The sequence below is a fragment of the Serratia sp. 25CWL12 genome (assembly GCF_055790885.1).
Window position 1 is genome coordinate 3,000,297 of sequence record NZ_CM147698.1, and the last position, 19,583, is coordinate 3,019,879.

Sequence of the window (19,583 nt, forward strand, 5' to 3'; positions counted from 1 at the left end):
AACTATTGGCAGGCTACTAAATTTGCCATCTGCTCTGCATCAGGCAAACCGAGGATTTGCTGTAGCACATTATCTTTATTCAGATAATAGATTGCTGGTGTTCCACTAGCCCCTAACTGCTCCATAATTTGCTGATTGGCCTGAATTTGTTTGAAGACCTCCGGAGGCGTACTTTTCAGTGTCGGCATTATTTTGCCGTTCGAACTCTCTAAATCGCTCCAGGTTTTTTGTGGATTATCTGACGCAAGCACCGCAGCCGCATATTGACCACTCTCTGGGCGAATAACGCCCACCAGCAGCGTGGTGGTTTTAATCTTATTCTCTTTCAGATGAGGCTGTATCTGTTGCCAGAATTTTTTGCAGTAGGGACAAAAAACGTCGGAAAAGACCACTGCATGGCAGAGAGCCCCTTCATTACCTTCTTTAATACCTGGCATATTCACTAATCGTTGCCACATTTCACGACCAGCGGGGATATAAATTTCTTGATTGATAATTTTCTCACTGAGATTATTACCTTTATCATCATAAAGATAACCGGCAATAACATGCTTTTTATCTGGCGTAAGATACAAGGTCACCCCCGTATCCTGATGCTTGCCAAGCCAGCCTTCCACTCCACCTGGTGCAGTGAAAGGTTTAATAATCTCAATGCCTTGCTTCTCAATTTGCTTGATCGGTTCTGGCACATTAGTCGTTTGTGCCTGTGTTGTCAGGCTGAGCAACAAGAGCGTGCAGACGAGTAAAGACGTTTTCATTGTGGTCTCTTATTTAATAGTGGTGAGGTGAGTAAACCTGCATTTCTGAGTCCGTGAAGTGAATCCTCTTTATTCAACCTGGGGGATAAAACATCACGTGTGCTGTCGGGCCAAAAATCATAAAGGGGGAAAATAGCCAGAAGCATCAATGATACCAAAGATACCGTACAGCACTTTGGTGTTTTCATCTAAAACGCGTTTAGCATTATTAATGTTATCCATAGCCGCCATTTATCTCGCAGAGGAACCATTTGAATACCTGGATTTACCTTACTGTATACCAACAGATAGTAGTTGATGTGGGTTGAACCGGGTAGAATCAGGTAGAATTTAGACATGCAGAAATCAGCTAATTTACTGAATTTTAGGCATAAAAAAGACGTCCGTTGACGTCTGTTTACTTCAAAATGGTACCCTACAGGATTCGAACACGAAGCCATAACCATTGATATTAAATGAAAATTTCAAGTTCAATCTTTTTTATACCAACATTTATACCAACAAATGATTTTATTCGAAAATTCAACTCACTACTAGTAGGATGACAACATCCTTGGATAGTGTTTTGCAATGATGTCATTGAGCTTATCAACCAACGTCTGTTTTTTGAAGGTCAGGTGTGCCGAACCCTTCATAAAGTACCTGATGTGCAGATAGTCATCTTCATAGTCTTTGGTCATCATCCGGTTGTTATTGATATGCTCAAACAACCGAGCAGTCACATCACCTCGGTTATCCGGTAACGGTTTGCCGTCCAATAAATGCAGCATCCGTTCCAAATCCGCCAATTGGTCACGTCGGTAGTTATGATTCAGCGTAAATCCCCATTGGTTGTAACTCACCAAACCGTTGACGATGACTTTCTTGCCTAATTTACAGGGATGATTGGTTTTGTAATCCCAGGATAACGCTTTGAACAGGTTGATGACGCCACGCTCAAAGACTTCATCTTTGCTCTGATGCAGTTGTTCAAAGGTACTGTAAATATTTTCTTCGCTGATGGGGGGAATATTATCCCCTTCCAGATTGCGATACCACTGGTCACGGGCTTGGGCATCCATGAGGGACAGCATGCCCGATTTCCCCATCAGGTCTCGCCATATCTCGCGGTCAAGATTGCGGGTAATGACGTTCATGGCGGTTTCTACTTTCTCCATCAGCCAACTACCGCAGCGGAAGTCTTGACGCATAGCCCAGTCTCTTGCCACTCCACCGCCAATACTGCTGGTCATGGTCGAGATATCTTCAAGCTGGTGGATAATGGCCTGAATTTGCGCCAGAGCGGCATTACGCCCAACAACGATACGTTCAATGTTGGTAGAACAGATAACTTCGGTATGGCTGGTTAACACTTCCGGTTCAGTGTGAGTGAGTGTTGACATCATTTTTCTTCCTTTATTTAAGCAAAACGCCACCCAGTGGGTAGCGTTGATGCTTGTGACGGTGTGGTTAGTTTTTAAGGCGATTACGTTGATTGAGTTGCCATGGCCTGAAGACGATGCACCGCGTTCAAGGCTTGCTCCACACAAGGCAACAGTTTGCTGGAGTTGGTCAGCTTTTCATCGTTATCAAAGATGAGCGTTGAGTCACAATCAATATTGTCCTGCAACCAATCAATGAGGATTTGTAGCCCTTCTGCAAGGGGTAATGAGCAAGGCGAAGCCACGCTGGTGTATTCGGGCTCACTGGCTTTTTGCAGTGAATAACCGTGGTTATTGATCGCCTTAATCAACTCAGCCAGCTCGATACCATCCACGTCAACGGCTATCCTCCCCCTGTTCAATCCCAGTACGAGGATACTGTCGGCTTCAATATTCAGGTCAACTTTCACGGATGTGCCTCCTGTCGTTGGTGTTTACCGTTGGTGATATGGGTGATGGCCTTGTAACCTCGGCGTTTCATCAAGCCCGTTGCCTGTCGGGCCCGGAGAATATCAATAGGCGTAATAAAGGGAGATTGTTCGCGGATACTGAAACCAGTTCGGTCAATACGCACCAGTTCATATTTTTCCACGATAAAATTCAGGGCATCTGCCAGGGAAATCCCTGCATCAAGGTGCTCTTGAATCACGCCCTCGTGACTAAAGGCGGTATCTTCCAGTGTCAGACCATAGTGTTGTTGCAGCAGATGGGTCAGCAACGCCTGCCAGATAGCAATGGGTGACGGGCAAGACCGAGCCGCCCGTTTCGGGGTAACCGATACAGTTTGCATGATTGTTATCCTGATTGGTGTAGAGAAAAAGCGTGAATATCTGAGTGAGGTAACGCCGTTTTATGCAGTTGCCGCCGGAGTGGGATAGATAGAAATATACACATACCCGAAAGAACCCAACGTATCCGCTTCGAGTGTCAGTCCATTTGCCTGGAGTGTGATGCAGTGTTGTTGGCGGGGATTGAGTTCCCCCGACATCAGCATCGACTCCAACTGCTGAAGCCATAGCGGGAATATCTGGTCGAGATGACGCAACTCAGCATCACTGAACTTCCCCACGACATCAGCACGATCTCCCAGGTAATGCAGTTGGTAGCCTTGCTGTACCAGACGCGCCCCAAACTGTGGCGTGATGGCACGTTTTAACCCCCAGGCTGGTGGGGTGATTTCAGTCCTCTGGGAGGGGCTATCAGGTTCGAGATTTGTCATTGTTAAGTTTCCTTAAAATAGACACGGCCCAGCAGTGAGCCTGTTGTGTGTTGTGGATGAGAAAGTGGGTGAGACTGGTTTTGGTGCAGTCAGTCATTACCAACCGAAGGTAGCAAAGTCGGGTAGAAGTTCACCCAAAGCATCAATATGCAGGTAGGTCAGTTGGTGTCGTTTCATCAAGGTAGTGACCAGATATCGGCAGGGTTTGGAGAGCCCCAGGCGTTTGAGTTGCAATATCGGGTGGGTCCACGCATCCAAACGGATCAGATAACCAGTGCCCGAAAATGAGATCCACTCGCCGTCACTAAACTCATCGTGACAATGAGAGACCCTGTATAGTACTGCGTTGTCATCTTCGGTGATATGGGCCGAACTGCATTGCAGACCAAAGCGTAAAAGTGGTGTGGTTGTTGTCATTTTGTCCCCCTTGTAACAGCAGCGCTCGGATAACGGCGCTGATGATGAGCCAATACCTTTTCACGCCATGTTGGGGAGATCACCGTGGCCATCGTCAGGTATTTCTTTGGACAACTGTAGTAACAAGGCTGCACCGATTCATCCATTGCCTTGTAACCCCATCGACCACCAGAGCCTTGCAGTAATATGCAGTGAATAGCGGTTCTGGATGCCTGTGTTGATACCTTTGGTGTACTCTGAACAACAGACCATAGGACATTGCCCCGCAGTGCATGTGTCAGCGTTACGTGTTGATAGTGCTCAGTGTCGTAAGTAGTGATCAGTTCTGCGATCAGTTCACGGCGGGAGTTATGCGAAAATAGCCAACCCATGGGTGCGCTCCGTAAAGGGTCAAGCTCGCGTTATGAGTGCGCGAGAACGGTGGAATGAAGTAGGGAATAGTTGCTGTTACCCCTCATAGCCAGCCACGCTCGGCAAATGAAACGATATCCAGACCGCCAACAATGAAGTGATCCAGCACTTTCACATCAACCAATCCCAGCGCGTTGACCAGCCTGTCGGTGATCTGCCTATCGGCCTGACTGGGTTCAGTTTCACCGGAGGGGTGATTGTGTGCTAGAAGCACTGCTGCGGCGTTATACTTCAACGCCGCTTTGACCACTTCACGAGGATGGACGTGGGTACTGTTGATCGTTCCCTTAAAGAGGGTTTCGTGAGCAATCAGGCGGTTCTGGTTGTCCAGAAAAAGTACCGTGAACTCTTCGCGAGTCAGCGAGGTCATTTGCAAGCGTAGCCAATCACGAACGATTGTTGTTGAGGTAAACGCAGCACCAGGTTCTCGTAGTTGTTGTTCCAGCAGGGTGATGGCGCGTTTAATGGTACGTTGTTCTGCTGGTAATAGAGTCAATGTCAAGGTATAACAAGGTTTGTCCATAACTTCCCTTTAATATTAATAGGTTAAATTTTATAAAATGCTGTGTAGCTTTGGTACACACTGGATTGATGTCTGAGTTTCAGACTATATAAACGTGGGGATATGTATAAAATGGATGATAGAGCGAGATTAGAAAGACAGATTTATTCTTTAATTCAACCGCTTGACGATGGGTATCTGCAGCTTTTGATTGATATTGCAACAATTTTAAAGCGGGAAGTAATTGTCACTGTCGATCATAGCTCCCCATTTGGTGAAGATTTTGCACACCATTTTGCAGGATTGTTACTTGTTCACCATGCTTTATCTTCCGAAGCATTTACTAAAGACAAATTCGAACATGCAATGGTTCGAGTGTTGAATCAGTGCGGCCTTAACTCTAAGTTAGCCAGTAGGGGAAATCCCGGACATGATATATCTGTTGAGAACGAGTACTGGTCACTTAAGACTCAGGCAGATAAGCAATTAAGAATGGACTCGCTCCATATATCAAAATTTATGGAATTAGGTAGAGGAGAATGGACAGCATCGATCACTTCACTACAAGGATTGAGACAACGGATGTTTGACCATATGGAAAACTATGATCGGATATTTTCCATGAGATTCAAAGACATGGGAGGTGATAGCTATTATGAATTAGTCGAGATCCCTAAAAACTTACTTCTTGAGGCGGAATACGGAGAACTTTCCTTATGTGAAAGTAGCAGGCAAAATCCTATGCCTGGCTACTGTACGGTTTATGACGTAGATGGCAGTATTAAGTTTAAGCTCTACTTTGATGGGGGCACAGAGCGAAAGTTACAGATAAAGCATCTGAACAAAGAGCTTTGTCACGTTAGAGCTACATGGTTGATTAGACGCACTTAAGTCGATATTTTGCTAATTCAGCGTACTCTTCGTTGAGTTCTACGCCAATCCAATTCCTTCCTAGTTCTTCTGCGACTACAGCAACGGTGCCAGACCCTAAAAAGGGGTCGAGTACCGTATCGCCTTTAGCGCTCCCTGCCAACATACAAACTTTTACTAATTCCGTAGGAAAAACAGCAAAGTGAGCGCCTTTAAACCCTTTTGTGTTGATGTTCCATACTGATCGTCTTCTTCTGGTTTTACCATCTGTACTAGGTTCCTGAACACTATCAATATCGTAATAGTATTTTTCTTTTTTGGAAAACATGAAGATAAATTCGTGTACTCTCGTTGGTCTGTCTTTCACAGACTCTGGTTGCCCATTCGGTTTATGCCAAACAATGTCAGTTCTCAGATACCAACCATCCTCCTGAAGTTTAAAGGCCAAACGCCATGGCACGCCGATTAGATCTTTTGGTTTTAATCCTGGAGGTGTTGGTGGACGATAATCCATCCCCCTTGCAGCATTCTTTTTATCACCTTGTCGCCAGGTCCTTCCTCCACTGGTGAAACTATCACCGATATTGAGCCAGAAGGTACCATCATCAGCAAGAACTCGTCGAACCTCTCTGAAAACCTCAACAAGCTTATCGAGGAAATCATCTAAACTCGTTTCCGCTCCAATTTGCCCATCAATGCCATAATCTCTTAATCCCCAGTATGGTGGAGATGTTATGCAGCATTTAACTGATCTATCTGGTATTTTTCTTAAATTGGTCAATGCATCACCAATGAATAGCTCGCCATTCACCATTTGAGTAATGCCTTCCTGAGAGCAATTTGCAATTTCAGATATTTCAAATAAATCTTGTATGCTCTGGTTCATATTTCAATACTACTCTCAATGAAATGTTGCTTGCTTTTACAGAGCCATTTTCTACACCCAATGAAAGCAATTAGTATGTAAGCTTGTCCAGTATTATGCCATTTTGCAACCAAGAATTCATGTACAGTAGGACACTCAGTCGATGATGTACATAATGGCGTTGCTCTCTGCATGTGAAAGCGCGTATTCCCGTAACCGGTAGAAATGGTCGGTCATCGCCTCGCTCTCGGTGCGGCAAGCGTGGTGGCTGTAGGCCATCAGGCACGCGGTAATACCGGCAGCTTCAGCACTCATGTCGGCAGCATTGCCATTCATGCCGTTAAACAGTGACCACCGCTCATCGCTTTCTGGTGCCATAAAGGCCCCCCCATTGCTCAGTGTATAAAAGTGCCAGGATCCCCCGTTGTAATCAGTACATAGGCGATCCATCCAGCCAAAGACGCCGGGTTCCAGAGTGAGCCATTGCGGTATGTTGCCAAAGTGCAGTGGCCAGAAACGGAGGCGCTGGCGGCCTGGTACTACAGTGGCCGTCACGCGTTGAGGTGTGGGTGATACATTGTTCATGATGGAATAAACTCCTTGAGATGAAAGGCATAAAAGCAGAACAGGCCCCACCGGAAAACCGGGGGGCCTGTCTGGTTTGTGTGTATGGGAAACTTCCCTGGTGCGAGCGTAAAAGTGAGTAAGTACTTACAGGGGAGATAGCCAAAATGGCTACATCAGATCAGCGCCTGTTTAAGCTGTTCTGCCATCACCCACAACGCTCGATTGAGCTTGATATCGCTGTCAATTCCATTTATCGCACGGGTTCTGGCCTGTTTACCTCGAGCGCTACGGCCATTCAATCCCCCTTTGGTGAGATTTTCCTGCAGCCTTTGGAATGTCGTCCACAAATCGTCTTTTTTATCTTCCCAGCGACGTGGGGTCAGCAGTTGGCTGGTGGTCACTGGATGGTGCTCCTCACCGTAGCGATAGGTCAATGCAGCCTGTGCCAGGGCATGTTGGTGTTCCGGTGCTAACGTTAATGCCAGCATGCTTTCACGACTTTCTTCTATCTGGTCAAATATCCCCAAGACTTCATAAGCCCCCTCAATCACTTGTCCCGCTATGTCACCTTTATGTGGCACCCGAATTTCACCAAAGCTCTGGCCGCAAACCAACCCGTTTGAACAGACTTGGCGATACATTCCGGGTAACATTTGATAGCTACTGGAGCCATCGTGGCTATTCAGCAAGACAATCTCCTGCACCTCTTTTTGAGTGATTTGCCCTGAACGACGCAGACGCAACATATGTTTGGTATGCTCACGTTTATTCAGGTCACGAACTCGAGTTTGACAGGCAAAGAACGGTTCAAAGCCTTCCTCACGCAATCTATCCAACAACTTAATAGTAGGGATGTAGGTATATCGGGCACTGCGGGATTGATGTTTATCTTCCCCCAATACACTGGGCACATAGTGTGCCAATTCATCAACGGTTAATGGACGGTCACGGCGAACGGAATTCACCCGACCAAAACGGCTGGCTAATCTCATATTTAATCCTTGCTAAACAACAGAAAAGAAAAAGACCATGCCCCGGTAAAGGAACATGGCCTGTCGGTACGTTAGTGCTGGTGGAGTAAGCTCAGGGTTAGCGTTTGGGTATAACGTGCAGGTAGGTAAACAGCAAAAAGGTCCTACCCCGAAGGATAAGACCTTTTTAGCTAAATGTTTGGTTTACACATTTAAATAATATATTCTTAAATTTTTATGCATGTTTATTGGTTGAAATTATGTCACTCTTGTGAAGGTAATAAGAACTGTTACTCTCCCAGAAACCAACGACGCCCGCACCAGTTATTCCACTACTGAAGAATAATAAGTAATCACACTGTTCACCTGTATTACCAGTGAATATCTGAACACCAGCATTGGCTCCGTAACTAAACCCAGCACCAACCAATTTTTCTGACTGTAGATGTAAATACTATGTGGGGGTCACGCTAAATCCAGAGCGGGAAAAACAGGCCGCCTAAATTAACTCAGGGCGACAACCACCTTGACACTTACCGATAGGGTCACAAAACAATACTAACTTGAGAGTAAAAAACAGATATTCCCATTATCTTCAGTATACCGTTAAACCTGATGGATACTGGTTATAGTGATAGACCACACCTATCCCCCACCTGCTGGTATTATTAATATAATAAACATATAATATACAGCAACATAATGGAAAAGTACAATACAGTAACACCTGAGGTTATAATTCCTAATATGATAAAAATAACAACCGACATGGAACAAATGGAAAAGTAACCAACAAAGAAGTCAACCAAAAAACAATTATCCATCACCAACATAATCTTTACGTTATTTATTACTAAACCTTCCGAGATATGTAATCAACAAACGGAGGTACACCTGTGAACAAAATTATCGAAAGCTATGGTCACCTGAATTCAACATACGAAAAACGTATCTATGATACTATTGGCAAAGCCCAAAAAGATTATCCTCGTCTATTAGCCTTACGTTTTGACCTGAGATTACCCGATGAAGACCTGCATGACTGTTTAACCGATTATAGTCCTGACAGAATGGTTTGGTCCCGATTTATCGCTTCCCTCAAAGCTCAAATAAACGCAGATACCAGAAAAAGAAAAAAACAAGGCAAAAGAACCTATCCATGCAGGATAAGATTCATCAGGGCTCGTGAATTCGAAGGGTCAGGCATAAAACCACATCAACATGTGTGTCTCCTCCTTAATCGGGATATGTACGTTGGTCCAGGTTTCTATGGGTCTAAACAGACTGAATGGCTAGACAAGGAACAATCTAGGGGATTGTCACGCATGGTCTTCAACGCTTGGGTCAGAGCGTTAAAGCTAAAAGATAATAAGAAATACCAAAAATTGGTCTACTTTCCTCAAAACTGTAGCTATGCCCTGATCAAATCACATCCTTCTTATCAAGATAACTATGATGCAATGATTCAACGAGTCATGTACTTGGCAAAAACAGACACAAAGCACAATGAAGATGGCTGGCGTAACTTTAGCTGTTCTCAGTATTAACCAGTAAATTATTTAATTACTGACATGTGGATGTTGAGAAGGAGAAGTGTCAACGGTAAATCATCACCAATAACAACGCTTCTCCATACCTCTCAGCCTTCCATATGGAGATAGTCCTCATGACCACTCAGAATACCAATACCAGCCTGTTTAACGATAAGATGGTCGATATGGCCTTCATCACCAACTTTACCGGGTTAACCGACAAGTGGTTCTACAAACTCATTAAAGACGGTGACTTTCCCAAGCCTATCAAGTTAGGTCGTAGTTCCCGGTGGTTACAAAGTGAAGTTGAAAACTGGGTTCAGCAACGTATTAATCAATCCAGGTAGTCAATCAATCATAATCATTACAACCAGTTAGATACAGATAAGTCATTAAGCAACCTGTAAAGCCCTCTAAAGGCTTTAACCTCATAAAGCCAGTATATTCATCACCCTAGTCCTAAAAACCTCTCAAAATTCGTTACAGAACGTTTTACAGCGTAAATAAGTTCTGGTTCGTAAGAGCACAGAGTGTTTAAACGGCATGATCGGGAAAGGTGACATATCGATTTCTATTAACGTAAACATCCGGGCAACTCACCTTGCTGCAGCTAATAACCCCTTTCATTATTCTCGGCATTAAATAACAAGCCTGAGAATAGACCATGCAATACAGTAAAGAAGAAAAACAGCAGCATCTTGATAACTGGAGAAACAGTGGACTCTCCCAATCCGCTTACTGCCGTGAAAATAGCGTGAAGTTAGCCACTTTTCATTATTGGAAAATGCAGGCTGATAAAGCGGTTAAAAGCCCGGTGACTCCTTTTATTCCCACGACCGTGAAAGCGTCATCGGGCATCATCTCGGTTAATACACCTGGCGGGTTATCTATTTCCTGCCAACTGCACCAGTTGCCCCAAGTTCTTCAGGCACTCCAGACATGTTGATCCCTGAACACGTCTGGATTGCCCGCCAACCTGTCGACATGCGTTGTGGTGTTGATAAGTTAACACAATATGTTGCTGAACATCTTGGTCAGGTCTGGCAAAGTGAGGCCGCGTTTATTTTCTGTAATAAAGCCCGGACTCGCATCAAGTTGTTGCGCTGGGATAAACATGGGGTCTGGTTGGCGGTACGTCGATTACACCGGGGTCATTTTGTCTGGCCTCGAGAAGGTGATACCTCCTGGACGCTCACCACCGAACAATTTTCCTGGTTGATAAAAGGCATTGACTGGCAACAGGTGGAAGGCCATAACCTGACAAAATGGCAATAAAATGATGTCATAATAGATTGATTTAAATGACAATATTTAATCAATATGGTATATTACTGCCATGATGACATTACCGCCTGATCTGACAAATGACCAATTGCGTGCGCTGGTATTAAAACTTCAGCGTGAGAATACGCATTTGGCCGAATTGCTGGCTCAGGCGCGTCAAGCCCGGTTTGGACGCAAGGCAGAAAACTTCTCACCCGCTCAGCTCAGCCTGTTGGATGAGGACAGTGAAACTGATATTAGTGCGCTGGAAGCTGAACTGGAAAAAACCTTGCCCGCAACACCACTGGCTACGGTAAATAAACCCAAGCGTCAGGCATTACCGGCTCACTTGCCTCGTGAAGAAATCAGGCTGGAGCCTGACAGCACAAACTGCCCACAGTGCGGTGACCCACTGCGTTTTCTCCGTGATGAAATCAACGAGATACTGGATTATATTCCGGCACAATTTATTGTCAGAAAAACGGTACGTCCACAATACAGTTGCCCGTGCTGCCAGACGGTACACAGTGCCGAGTTACCCGCACAGGTGATTGATAAAGGTCAGGCAGCTCCCGGCTTATTGGCGCATATCACTATCAATAAATGTGTTGACCATCTTCCGCTGTATCGGCAAAGCCAAATCTTCTCCCGTGATGGAATAACACTACCGATGAGTACGTTGTCTGACTGGATGGGCAAAGTGGGTGTTGCACTTAACCCCCTGGTCAAACGGTTGCATGCGTTGCTCTGTGAGCAAAAGGTGCTACACGCTGACGAGACGCCACTCACCGTGCTGGCCGGTAAAAAAGTCACCGTCCAGCGTGGTTATCTCTGGGCATACGCTTCACCTGCTGCGGCAGAGCAACGTATGGTGATGTTTGATTGCCAACCCGGACGCAATGGGGGCTATGCACAGACTTTTTTGACCGGTTTTACCGGTACGCTGGTTGTCGATGACTATGCGGGCTATAAAGCGCTCTTTGCTTCTGGTGCAATAAAAGAAGCGGGCTGCCTTGCTCACGTCAGACGCAAGTTCTTTGAGCAATATAAAGTCAATCACCACCCATTAGCCAAACGCGTATTGGACAGTATCCGCGAGTTATACAAGTTAGAACGGCTGATAAAAACGCGAACAACCCAAAATCGGCAACGATGGCGAAACCGTTATGCCAAACCGCATCTGGCTACGCTGCATGCACTGTTATCAGCACAACAACATCAGGTACCGGGTAACTCGGGGATCCACAAAGCTATCCTGCATGCCTTGAAACGCTGGCCGGCCTTGCTTTGTTATCTGGATGATGGCGCGATCCCCATTGACAACAACCATATTGAAAACTGCATCCGTCCTGTGGCATTGGGTAGAAAAAATTGGCTCTTTGCAGGTTCACTGCTGGCCGGGCAGCGCATGGCCGGTATCATGAGTCTGCTACAAACCGCCAAACTCAATGGTATAGAACCCTTTACCTGGTTGAGCTTCGTTCTTACTCATATACCGACGTGGAAAAATAGCCAACTGGACGACCTGCTACCCTTCGCAAAAAACACCTTTAGCTAAGCAGTGCCAAAAGAATAACCAATCAGGTTACTTACTCAAGGTGAGACCACCGGATGCTTACCTATTAACACGATGCATTCGTGATTAATCAAGGTCAGTCCTGTTCACCTTACCTGATATCGAACTTAGCACCCTTGAGCTACTAGGGTGCTAAAATAATGGCAAGTAGTAATCTTATCTCACAGAACGAGAGGTTACCGTCAAGCTTCGATCAATCAATTCTATGAGAAATCACCCAACATAACAGACCAAGTGATCCCATAAGCAAGTTCCTTTAAATCTTGATGATAAGGTAGCCAGGTATCCGTACTAATAAAAAGACTGTAAGCCACCCTAGCGATTTTAATATTACAAAGGTGATAAAATTATCACCTTTGTAATAAAAAACATTCAAGATAACATGCTGGATTTTTAAATGGTGCATCTACACATGAGCTGTGCGGATAATAGTAATATGGGGTCGCGGGTATGTTATTTCTATAGACAAATAGCATATTGCCACTTCATGACGATGCAATAGAAACAGACTCAAAATGAAATATTTACGCAACATATCACTAAATCCTAGGGTGCCTATCTCTCAGTGAAAAATCAAGTCCGCAGGCATCAAATAAATTGACAAATAGATTTTATTGTGAATTTAAATTAAATTTTTTTGATTTAGAATGTTGCTAAAGCTGCTAAAATCTAAATTTTAGCAGCTTTAGCAGACTTAGTGACAATGATGCACCCATTCGAAACCTGCTATTTATCCATCATCATCCTTCCAGTCTCCTAAGCACTTACAGTAAAGTGATGATGAGTATCACAAGGTAAATCGGTATCAACATTAACACTTGGTTAACATTATTGCCAGCACAGCCTTGAGGGATCATAATTATCCAGGTGTCTTTCAACGTTATTTTTAGTATGCTTTAATTGATATGGAGCACTATAATGCAACGCCTCAAGCAGGTTGATTTTTTGGTTGAAACACGGAATGGCGATATAAAGCGCTTTAAGTGGAGGATAATGAATGGTGACTATCAAGTCCAATCCAATTAGCTGATTTAAGACAGGCTCTAACCTTTTTGCCTCTCTCAGTCTTGCTGGCCCGCCTGTTAAAATCTCGCCTTTAGAAAAAGGTTGCCATGGTTGTAATTTTAACTGTTGTCGTTGATTTGTTTGGGGGTTAACAAATTCGACATAACCTATAGGAGAAGTGAATCTTTTTTTAATCCAGTCAAACAGTTCATACACATCTTGCTTGAGCTTAAATTGTTCACTTGATTCGTAGAAATACATGGCAGCCTGATTAAGGTGCCACTCTGTTATGGTAAAAGCATCTTCTAATGTAGATGCTGATATGCTGCCTTCATTATAATCGAACATAGCAGCAATTCTAATAGCGTTACTCGTTGCTTTAGACGCAAATGCGGGTATATGTTCCAGTCTTTGATTCTTTGCTATACTTGAGTTGTATTGCTCACATTTGCGTTTATATAAAGCCTTTGCTTCAGCGGACAATGCTATTTTTTTGACTGGGATAGACTTGTTATAAAAAATTTCCTTCTGTTTTTGAAGGAAGCCTTTGAAGTGATTAAGTGTTTTATTGAGTGTTTCCTGTGACGCTCTTTGATCTAAATTTATTTTTCGTTGTGATTTTGTGCTGGTCGTGTTTGTAATCAGGAAACGAGCAAGAAAACCATTTAAAATACTTCTATTACCTTGTTTTTGTACATACCGTTCAAACTCTGATGGCTGAGTCAAAAGTAAAATTGTCAGACGACAATCGGTCAGCAAAATACTTTTATTTTTTCGGTCGTACGGATAATCCTCATTGCTCCACAAATTGTTGAGCAGAGCCTGATTGTTTTTCAGATACCCTGAGAAAAATGCCATGGCCTCACTGGCGAAACACCCCGCATAAGGATATTTATCTAACTGTTCCATAAGAGCAACTGGTGAGCTGTCATTATTAAACATTTTAAATTCTCTGGGCTTCTCAGGCTTCTTATCCAAATGTTCTCTAAGCAGTAATTCCTCAGCTCTGTAGTCACCTCCGTTCTTTGACGCTTTCTGTAAGGAGTTACTCAGTCCCTTTCTTATGGTCTCCCAGATAGCATACTCTTTGTTATAAGCATCCTGTAACGTTTTAAACTCCGTATGCATTTCTGTTACAAATGTGTTAAACGGTGCCATGATTTTATCGTAGATGGGTCCCTTACCTTCTCCTGATTTGGCTAACGTCAGGAAATACAATGAACAAGGTTCCGTTTTTTCTGTTTCTTCCGTATCGAACGGAGAGATGACTTCAATAAGCGGTTGGAGGGCCAGGGCTGTTGCCGCCAGTAGTGTGCTACCAATCATTTCAACAGGAAACTGAGTTTCTTCATGTAATGCATTAATCGCATCACGTAATATCGGTATAAATGCATTTACAGGATAGTGATTCGTATTATTCATTATTATCACCTTTGTGACTGATTGGGAACCGACGGATTCAAGTCCCATATTGAGCATATGGTATCAAAAATCGAGTGTGTAGCCATTCAAGGGAACGAAAATCTCCAATCCATGGTCCACTCGCCATGCCGTCCGTCAAACTGACATCATAGAGCGAGCACGCCGGATATATAGCACATTCTCCTTACTCTATTCCGCTATCCTAGACCATGACGTTTACCATTCGCTGCTGAAACTCTTTTCTTTCCTGGCAGGAGACGCGCGTATTGACGCTGGGCAAAAGCTGCCGACGATGCTCGGGGATGTTTCACCGCATTGAAGGCAGTCTGCTGAACCGGCATCAGTCGTGGTGACTGGAGCTGGAATTATAACCAGAAGGAAAGTAAATCAGATCTCAACAACGAGATGATAAACACAACACCTAACCAAACAGCCTATAAGCCCACCTGATAGCGTTAATTGCATTGACGAATACATTCCCCTGCCTTGGGTATAACAAACGCTTAGAACCTGTTTTATCAATCATGATGGGTTATTGCATTGTTTTAATTAGTAATTTATTTGAAATGGGAATTTAGCACGAAAGGAGGCCATTAAAACTGAGTAGAACTGAATGTCCAGAAAGACTCATCGTGTATCGTTGGTTCTGCACGATGGGTAAGGTCGAAGCAATCGCAGAAAGGGCACCAGATAACGTGGTTAAACGACTCATTGGGATAACGCTGCTGAAAGACTTCACGAAACCTTTCATGCAATATACTCGCCTGCACTATCCCTGTGTTATGGAAAAGTTGGTCAACAATAACACTGACAGGTTCGTTTTGCTGCCTGGCAAGCTCACGAATAACCTTGTTAATCATTTTGGTGTGTTCACGTTGGTGTACTGAGCCCATTGATTATCACCTTATTGGATTGTTCCAGGCTGACTATACTGCATTTTCTTCATGGGAAGGACAACTGTCATTGATAATGACTGGATATGATCTGCTCACTGGCAGACCGACTCAGAAGAGTTACCGCCCTTTTGCTATGTCAGGTTTACTTATGCCAAGTTCTGACTTGAATAAAGCGTTAAGACCACCGTGCTTAAAGGCTGCAATAATACGGATTTTGTCGTCAACCGTCAGTGCATCGGCGATACAGTCCCACCATTTGGCAATTTCTTCATCTGATAGGCGGTTTGCCTTTAGATTGTGTTTATCCTTGTACTCATCCCCCTTTCCAGTAATGAGCCAGGTCAGCGAACGATCGGTATGCGCCGAAATTTTCTCAGCAATATCAATTCCGGGCAGCATTCCTCCTTTCAAGTACTTCCTGACAGAGGCTTCCGATATTTCACATTTTCTGGCAAAAGACGCGATCAATTCATTACCAATAGCCTGTTTCAGTCTTTTACCAAAATGCTCAACCCCCACTAAAAATTCTTGCTGATCCAATGGTGGGACAGAGTTGTTGCTCTTCATTGTTTTACTACTCCAGTAAACATACTAAAGTGATTCGCATCTAGATTATCTCGTACTATTATACGTTAATTTAGACGAGAAACCATTAAAATAGGTAGTGGATCACTTTTTTACATTATTAAAGTACGATAAATTGATTTGTTTTCGAACTATAGTGCCCACATACTCTGATATAGAGCGATAATTATCGAAGGTAGGCTACCAATAAATGCATCAACACCACCAAATTCCTTGAGTTTGTCTGCCGGATTGCTGATGTTCTGAATGTTCCCACCTACGATTTTTATGCAGTTGAAGATGATCTGGCGGCGTTACTTGCATATCCCCCCTTTCTAAAACAAACAGAGTAAATCTGATAAAAAAGTACATTTTATGGACTTTTTTTGTTGATACTTTGCTCAAAAAGACTGAAAGTATTAAAGTTTTTTATAGGTCATCTAAGACTGTTCGACTTAGCTTAAGATAGTTGTTCAAACATTGGCTTCGCTAAACCAATGGATATCTATATTGCTGGTTACTAGTACTTTTTCGGCCATAGATAGGTGAAGCAAAAGAGTATCTTATAGCTAGCCAAATCAGCTGTTATGAGATGCTGAAGGAAAGGAGTATTGCTTACGTGCCGGTTGGTGGTAATGCGGATCGTTAGCTACATCTACAAGGGAGTCGCTATGCCCGTTATACGAAAGGTAATCCTTCAGAATTTTAAGCAATTCCAGCGTCTTGACCTCGACCTCGATCCTCGCCGTAACATTCTTATCGGGGACAATGAAACAGGCAAGAGTTCAGTGTTGCTTGCCCTTGATCTTGCGCTAAGCGCTAGCCGTATTCGGGTAGAAAACCTTGGTTTCGATACTCTATTTTGCAAGCCACTCATTGAGGAGTTCCTAAACGGCCCCAGAGGTGTCGATCAGCTACCGCAACTCATTGTCGATGTGTTTCTTGAGGATGGTCAAGATCAGAGCCTTTACGGAGCTGGGAATCTGGACTGCAGGGAAGCTGATGGTCTTCGCATGGTAATTGAACCAGCGCATGAATATGGTGATGCGATTCAAGCGGCACTTACAGGTCATGGCAGAAACTTCCCGTTTGAGTACTACACAGTCAAATTCATTACTTTCGCACGTAATCCCTACACTAGCTTCAACCGTCCAATCCGACATCTCTTACTCGACAGCTCTCGCATTGATAGTGAATATGCCGCACGGGAGTACACCCGTGCGGTGTACCACGTCAATACACCCGTTGAAACGAGATATCAACTAGAAAACACATACCGCATGAGCAAGTCGGCTTTCACGACTGCGGAATTAGCAGGACTCAACCAACAGCTTGCTGGCTACCAGTTCGATGTACGATCAAGTGTGCGTTCCAACCTTGAATCTGATTTGGTTATTACCGAAGGAGGGATCGCGCTGGAGCACCGGGGCAAAGGGCGGCAGTGTTTCATCAAGACCCAATTCGCTCTCAACTCCCGCAGGGCCCAGTCAGGCTTGGATGTTATGTTGCTTGAAGAGCCAGAGAACCACTTGAGCCACACTATGATGAAGCAATTGGTTGAGCAACTCACTCAAAACAAAGATACTCAGCTCTTTATTGCCACCCATAGCAGCCATATCTGCTCGCGTCTAGATCTACGCAAAGCCTTGTTGCTCGGCCCTACCCAGATGAGCGGAATGCTCAAAGATCTCACCGAAAAGACGGCTGAATTTTTCATGAAGGCACCAGACAATAACGTCTTGGAGTTTGTGCTTTCCAACAAGGTGATTTTGGTGGAAGGCGACGCTGAATTCATCCTTCTGGAAGCGTTCTACAAAAAGGTGTCTGGTGGCAGACTACCTGCCGAAGAAAACGTCCATATTATCGCTATTGGTGGTACCAGCTTTAAGCGTTATCTTGAGCTTGCAGGGCTCTTGGGCATCAAGGTAGCCGCGATTCGGGACAATGATGGCAACTATGAGAGCAATTGCGTGGCAAATTACGCTGATCTTGTTAACAATCATGCCGTCGTCTTCGCCGATCAAGACAATGACCGCAAGACGTTTGAGATTGGTCTCTACTATGACAATCAGTCTATCTGCGACGAGCTGTTTCGGCCAGGGCGTAGAACTCTGACGCCCTTGGAGTTTATGCTGAGCAATAAGGCTGAAGTTGCATTCGAGCTTCTGGTTGCAAAGGAGAGCGAGTTGGTTCTCCCTGGCTACATTATAGAGGCGATTGAATGGATAAGGAGGTGATGTTTGCAGTCGCTGGCTCTGGCAAGACTTCGACACTCATTAAGCGCCTGAACCTTGAACAGCGCGCATTGATCGTCACCTACACAGACAATAATTACAGGCACTTGCAGCAATCTATTATTCGAAAATTTGGGCATATTCCGCCCAACATTACCGTCTTCACTTACTTCGGGTTTCTCCATGGGTTCTGCTACCGGCCACTGCTTGAACTTCAACTGAGTACTCGAGGCCTTAATTTTAGGCCCCCGCCCGCTTACACACAGACTATCCAGCGAAAAGATATTCAGTATTACAAAGATACGCGGGGGCTTCTGTTTCACAATCGGCTAGCAAAGCTCCTGCAGGTCAAGGGGGTTGTTCCCCGGGTCATTGCGCGAATTGAGCGATTTTACGACCAGTTTTTTGTCGATGAAGTTCAGGACTTCGCCGGACATGATTTTGATCTACTTCTCCAACTCATATCTGCCCGCCTGGATGTCTTATTGGTAGGTGACTTCTACCAACACACCTTTGATACAAGCCGTGATGGGAACACCAACTCCACACTTCACAACGATATCCATAAGTATGAACAGCGTTTTGCCCATGCAGGGATAACACTCGACAAGCAAACTTTGAGTCGCAGTTGGCGCTGTGGGGCGACCATTTGTGACTTTATCAGTGGTCACCTGCATATCAACATTCAGTCACATCGGAACGATTCTACGGCCATTATTCTGGTGCCCTCGCAGGCTGATGCCAATGCAATTCATGCCAACGCCAGCATTGTGAAGCTGTTCTATCAGGAACACTATAAGTACGGCTGCTATTCACTCAATTGGGGGGCGAGTAAAGGTATGGATCATTTCCAAGATGTATGTGTCATCCTAAGTGATAGGAATTGGAAACTTTATCAGCGAGGTAGTTTTGCTGCTTTAGCTGCTCAGACTCGTAATAAGCTATATGTGGCATGCTCGCGTGCAGGAGGAAATCTCTACCTAGCACATGATAAGTACTTCAAACCGTTCAAGTCCGACTGATTACTTAATGAAAATGACGAGCATTTAGCTTCGTTAGTGCAGTTGTTACTATGGTTCAAGATTAATAT

The 19,583-nt window shown here is 44.4% G+C and carries 21 protein-coding genes; 8 read left to right on the forward strand and 13 right to left on the reverse strand.

Annotation, left to right across the window (positions count from 1 at the left end):
- Positions 1-2 precede the first annotated feature (2 nt).
- The 8 genes from dsbG to radC all read right to left on the reverse strand — a co-directional run bounded on the left by dsbG (position 3) and on the right by radC (position 4,749).
- Positions 3-758 carry a thiol:disulfide interchange protein DsbG gene (gene dsbG, locus ACX9GV_RS12950; protein WP_023490297.1) on the reverse strand — a complete coding sequence of 252 codons (756 nt, stop codon included), beginning with the start codon at positions 756-758 and terminating at the stop codon, positions 3-5.
- A 533-nt stretch (positions 759-1,291) separates the two neighbouring features.
- Complete coding sequence (locus ACX9GV_RS12955; RefSeq protein ID WP_473198037.1) at positions 1,292-2,140, reverse strand: DUF4942 domain-containing protein; 849 nt, start codon at positions 2,138-2,140, stop codon at positions 1,292-1,294.
- 83 nt (positions 2,141-2,223) lie between these two features.
- The gene (locus tag ACX9GV_RS12960) at positions 2,224-2,589 is read right to left on the reverse strand and encodes a DUF5983 family protein (protein WP_473195803.1); all 366 of its coding nucleotides are present in this window, start codon (positions 2,587-2,589) and stop codon (positions 2,224-2,226) included.
- Positions 2,586-2,969: a TA system toxin CbtA family protein gene (locus tag ACX9GV_RS12965; protein WP_473195804.1), complete on the reverse strand. Its 384-nt coding sequence runs from the start codon at positions 2,967-2,969 to the stop codon at positions 2,586-2,588. The genes ACX9GV_RS12960 and ACX9GV_RS12965 overlap by 4 nt, the downstream gene beginning before the upstream one ends.
- 60 nt (positions 2,970-3,029) lie before the next feature.
- Positions 3,030-3,398 carry a type IV toxin-antitoxin system YeeU family antitoxin gene (locus ACX9GV_RS12970; RefSeq protein WP_473195805.1) on the reverse strand — a complete coding sequence of 123 codons (369 nt, stop codon included), beginning with the start codon at positions 3,396-3,398 and terminating at the stop codon, positions 3,030-3,032.
- 96 nt (positions 3,399-3,494) lie between these two features.
- Positions 3,495-3,815: a DUF5983 family protein gene (locus tag ACX9GV_RS12975; RefSeq protein WP_473195806.1), complete on the reverse strand. Its 321-nt coding sequence runs from the start codon at positions 3,813-3,815 to the stop codon at positions 3,495-3,497.
- On the reverse strand, positions 3,812-4,186 hold the full coding sequence (locus tag ACX9GV_RS12980) for a hypothetical protein (protein WP_473195807.1): 375 nt from the start codon (positions 4,184-4,186) through the stop codon (positions 3,812-3,814). The genes ACX9GV_RS12975 and ACX9GV_RS12980 overlap by 4 nt, the downstream gene beginning before the upstream one ends.
- Before the next feature lie 83 nt (positions 4,187-4,269).
- Positions 4,270-4,749: a RadC family protein gene (gene radC, locus ACX9GV_RS12985; RefSeq protein WP_473195808.1), complete on the reverse strand. Its 480-nt coding sequence runs from the start codon at positions 4,747-4,749 to the stop codon at positions 4,270-4,272.
- A gap of 111 nt (positions 4,750-4,860) precedes the next feature.
- Here radC and ACX9GV_RS12990 point away from each other — a divergent pair, with 111 nt between their 5' ends.
- The gene (locus ACX9GV_RS12990) at positions 4,861-5,619 is read left to right on the forward strand and encodes a hypothetical protein (RefSeq protein WP_473195809.1); all 759 of its coding nucleotides are present in this window, start codon (positions 4,861-4,863) and stop codon (positions 5,617-5,619) included.
- Here the strand turns inward: ACX9GV_RS12990 and ACX9GV_RS12995 are convergent.
- From ACX9GV_RS12995 to ACX9GV_RS13005, 3 genes are all read right to left on the reverse strand, one after another.
- Positions 5,606-6,484, reverse strand: a complete 879-nt coding sequence (locus tag ACX9GV_RS12995; protein ID WP_473195810.1) for a DNA-methyltransferase — start codon at positions 6,482-6,484, stop codon at positions 5,606-5,608. The genes ACX9GV_RS12990 and ACX9GV_RS12995 overlap by 14 nt on opposite strands.
- A gap of 135 nt (positions 6,485-6,619) precedes the next feature.
- On the reverse strand, positions 6,620-7,048 hold the full coding sequence (locus ACX9GV_RS13000) for an antirestriction protein (RefSeq protein WP_473195811.1): 429 nt from the start codon (positions 7,046-7,048) through the stop codon (positions 6,620-6,622).
- Positions 7,049-7,203: 155 nt separating this feature from the next.
- Positions 7,204-8,022 carry a DUF932 domain-containing protein gene (locus tag ACX9GV_RS13005; RefSeq protein ID WP_473195812.1) on the reverse strand — a complete coding sequence of 273 codons (819 nt, stop codon included), beginning with the start codon at positions 8,020-8,022 and terminating at the stop codon, positions 7,204-7,206.
- Positions 8,023-8,897: 875 nt separating this feature from the next.
- Between ACX9GV_RS13005 and ACX9GV_RS13010 the strand changes: the two genes are divergently transcribed.
- From ACX9GV_RS13010 to tnpC, 5 genes are all read left to right on the forward strand, one after another.
- Positions 8,898-9,548 carry an inovirus Gp2 family protein gene (locus tag ACX9GV_RS13010; RefSeq protein WP_473195813.1) on the forward strand — a complete coding sequence of 217 codons (651 nt, stop codon included), beginning with the start codon at positions 8,898-8,900 and terminating at the stop codon, positions 9,546-9,548.
- A gap of 119 nt (positions 9,549-9,667) precedes the next feature.
- Positions 9,668-9,880 (forward strand): helix-turn-helix transcriptional regulator, encoded by a 213-nt coding sequence (locus tag ACX9GV_RS13015; RefSeq protein ID WP_473195814.1) that lies wholly within the window; start codon positions 9,668-9,670, stop codon positions 9,878-9,880.
- Positions 9,881-10,197: 317 nt separating this feature from the next.
- On the forward strand, positions 10,198-10,479 hold the full coding sequence (gene tnpA, locus ACX9GV_RS13020) for an IS66 family insertion sequence element accessory protein TnpA (protein WP_023492905.1): 282 nt from the start codon (positions 10,198-10,200) through the stop codon (positions 10,477-10,479).
- Entirely contained in the window at positions 10,473-10,808 is a 336-nt protein-coding gene (gene tnpB / locus ACX9GV_RS13025) for an IS66 family insertion sequence element accessory protein TnpB (protein WP_473195815.1), read from the forward strand. Before tnpA ends, tnpB begins: the two co-directional genes overlap by 7 nt.
- Positions 10,809-10,869: 61 nt before the next feature.
- Complete coding sequence (tnpC, locus tag ACX9GV_RS13030) at positions 10,870-12,354, forward strand: IS66 family transposase (RefSeq protein WP_473195816.1); 1,485 nt, start codon at positions 10,870-10,872, stop codon at positions 12,352-12,354.
- Positions 12,355-13,200: 846 nt separating this feature from the next.
- Here the strand turns inward: tnpC and ACX9GV_RS13035 are convergent.
- Positions 13,201-14,799: a DUF3987 domain-containing protein gene (locus tag ACX9GV_RS13035; RefSeq protein ID WP_473195817.1), complete on the reverse strand. Its 1,599-nt coding sequence runs from the start codon at positions 14,797-14,799 to the stop codon at positions 13,201-13,203.
- Positions 14,800-15,812: 1,013 nt separating this feature from the next.
- On the reverse strand, positions 15,813-16,262 hold the full coding sequence (locus ACX9GV_RS13040) for a helix-turn-helix domain-containing protein (protein ID WP_473195818.1): 450 nt from the start codon (positions 16,260-16,262) through the stop codon (positions 15,813-15,815).
- 668 nt (positions 16,263-16,930) lie between these two features.
- Between ACX9GV_RS13040 and ACX9GV_RS13045 the strand changes: the two genes are divergently transcribed.
- Positions 16,931-18,496: an ATP-dependent nuclease gene (locus ACX9GV_RS13045; RefSeq protein ID WP_473195819.1), complete on the forward strand. Its 1,566-nt coding sequence runs from the start codon at positions 16,931-16,933 to the stop codon at positions 18,494-18,496.
- Positions 18,481-19,515, forward strand: a complete 1,035-nt coding sequence (locus ACX9GV_RS13050; protein WP_473195820.1) for a DEAD/DEAH box helicase family protein — start codon at positions 18,481-18,483, stop codon at positions 19,513-19,515. The genes ACX9GV_RS13045 and ACX9GV_RS13050 overlap by 16 nt, the downstream gene beginning before the upstream one ends.
- Positions 19,516-19,583: the final 68 nt, after the last annotated feature.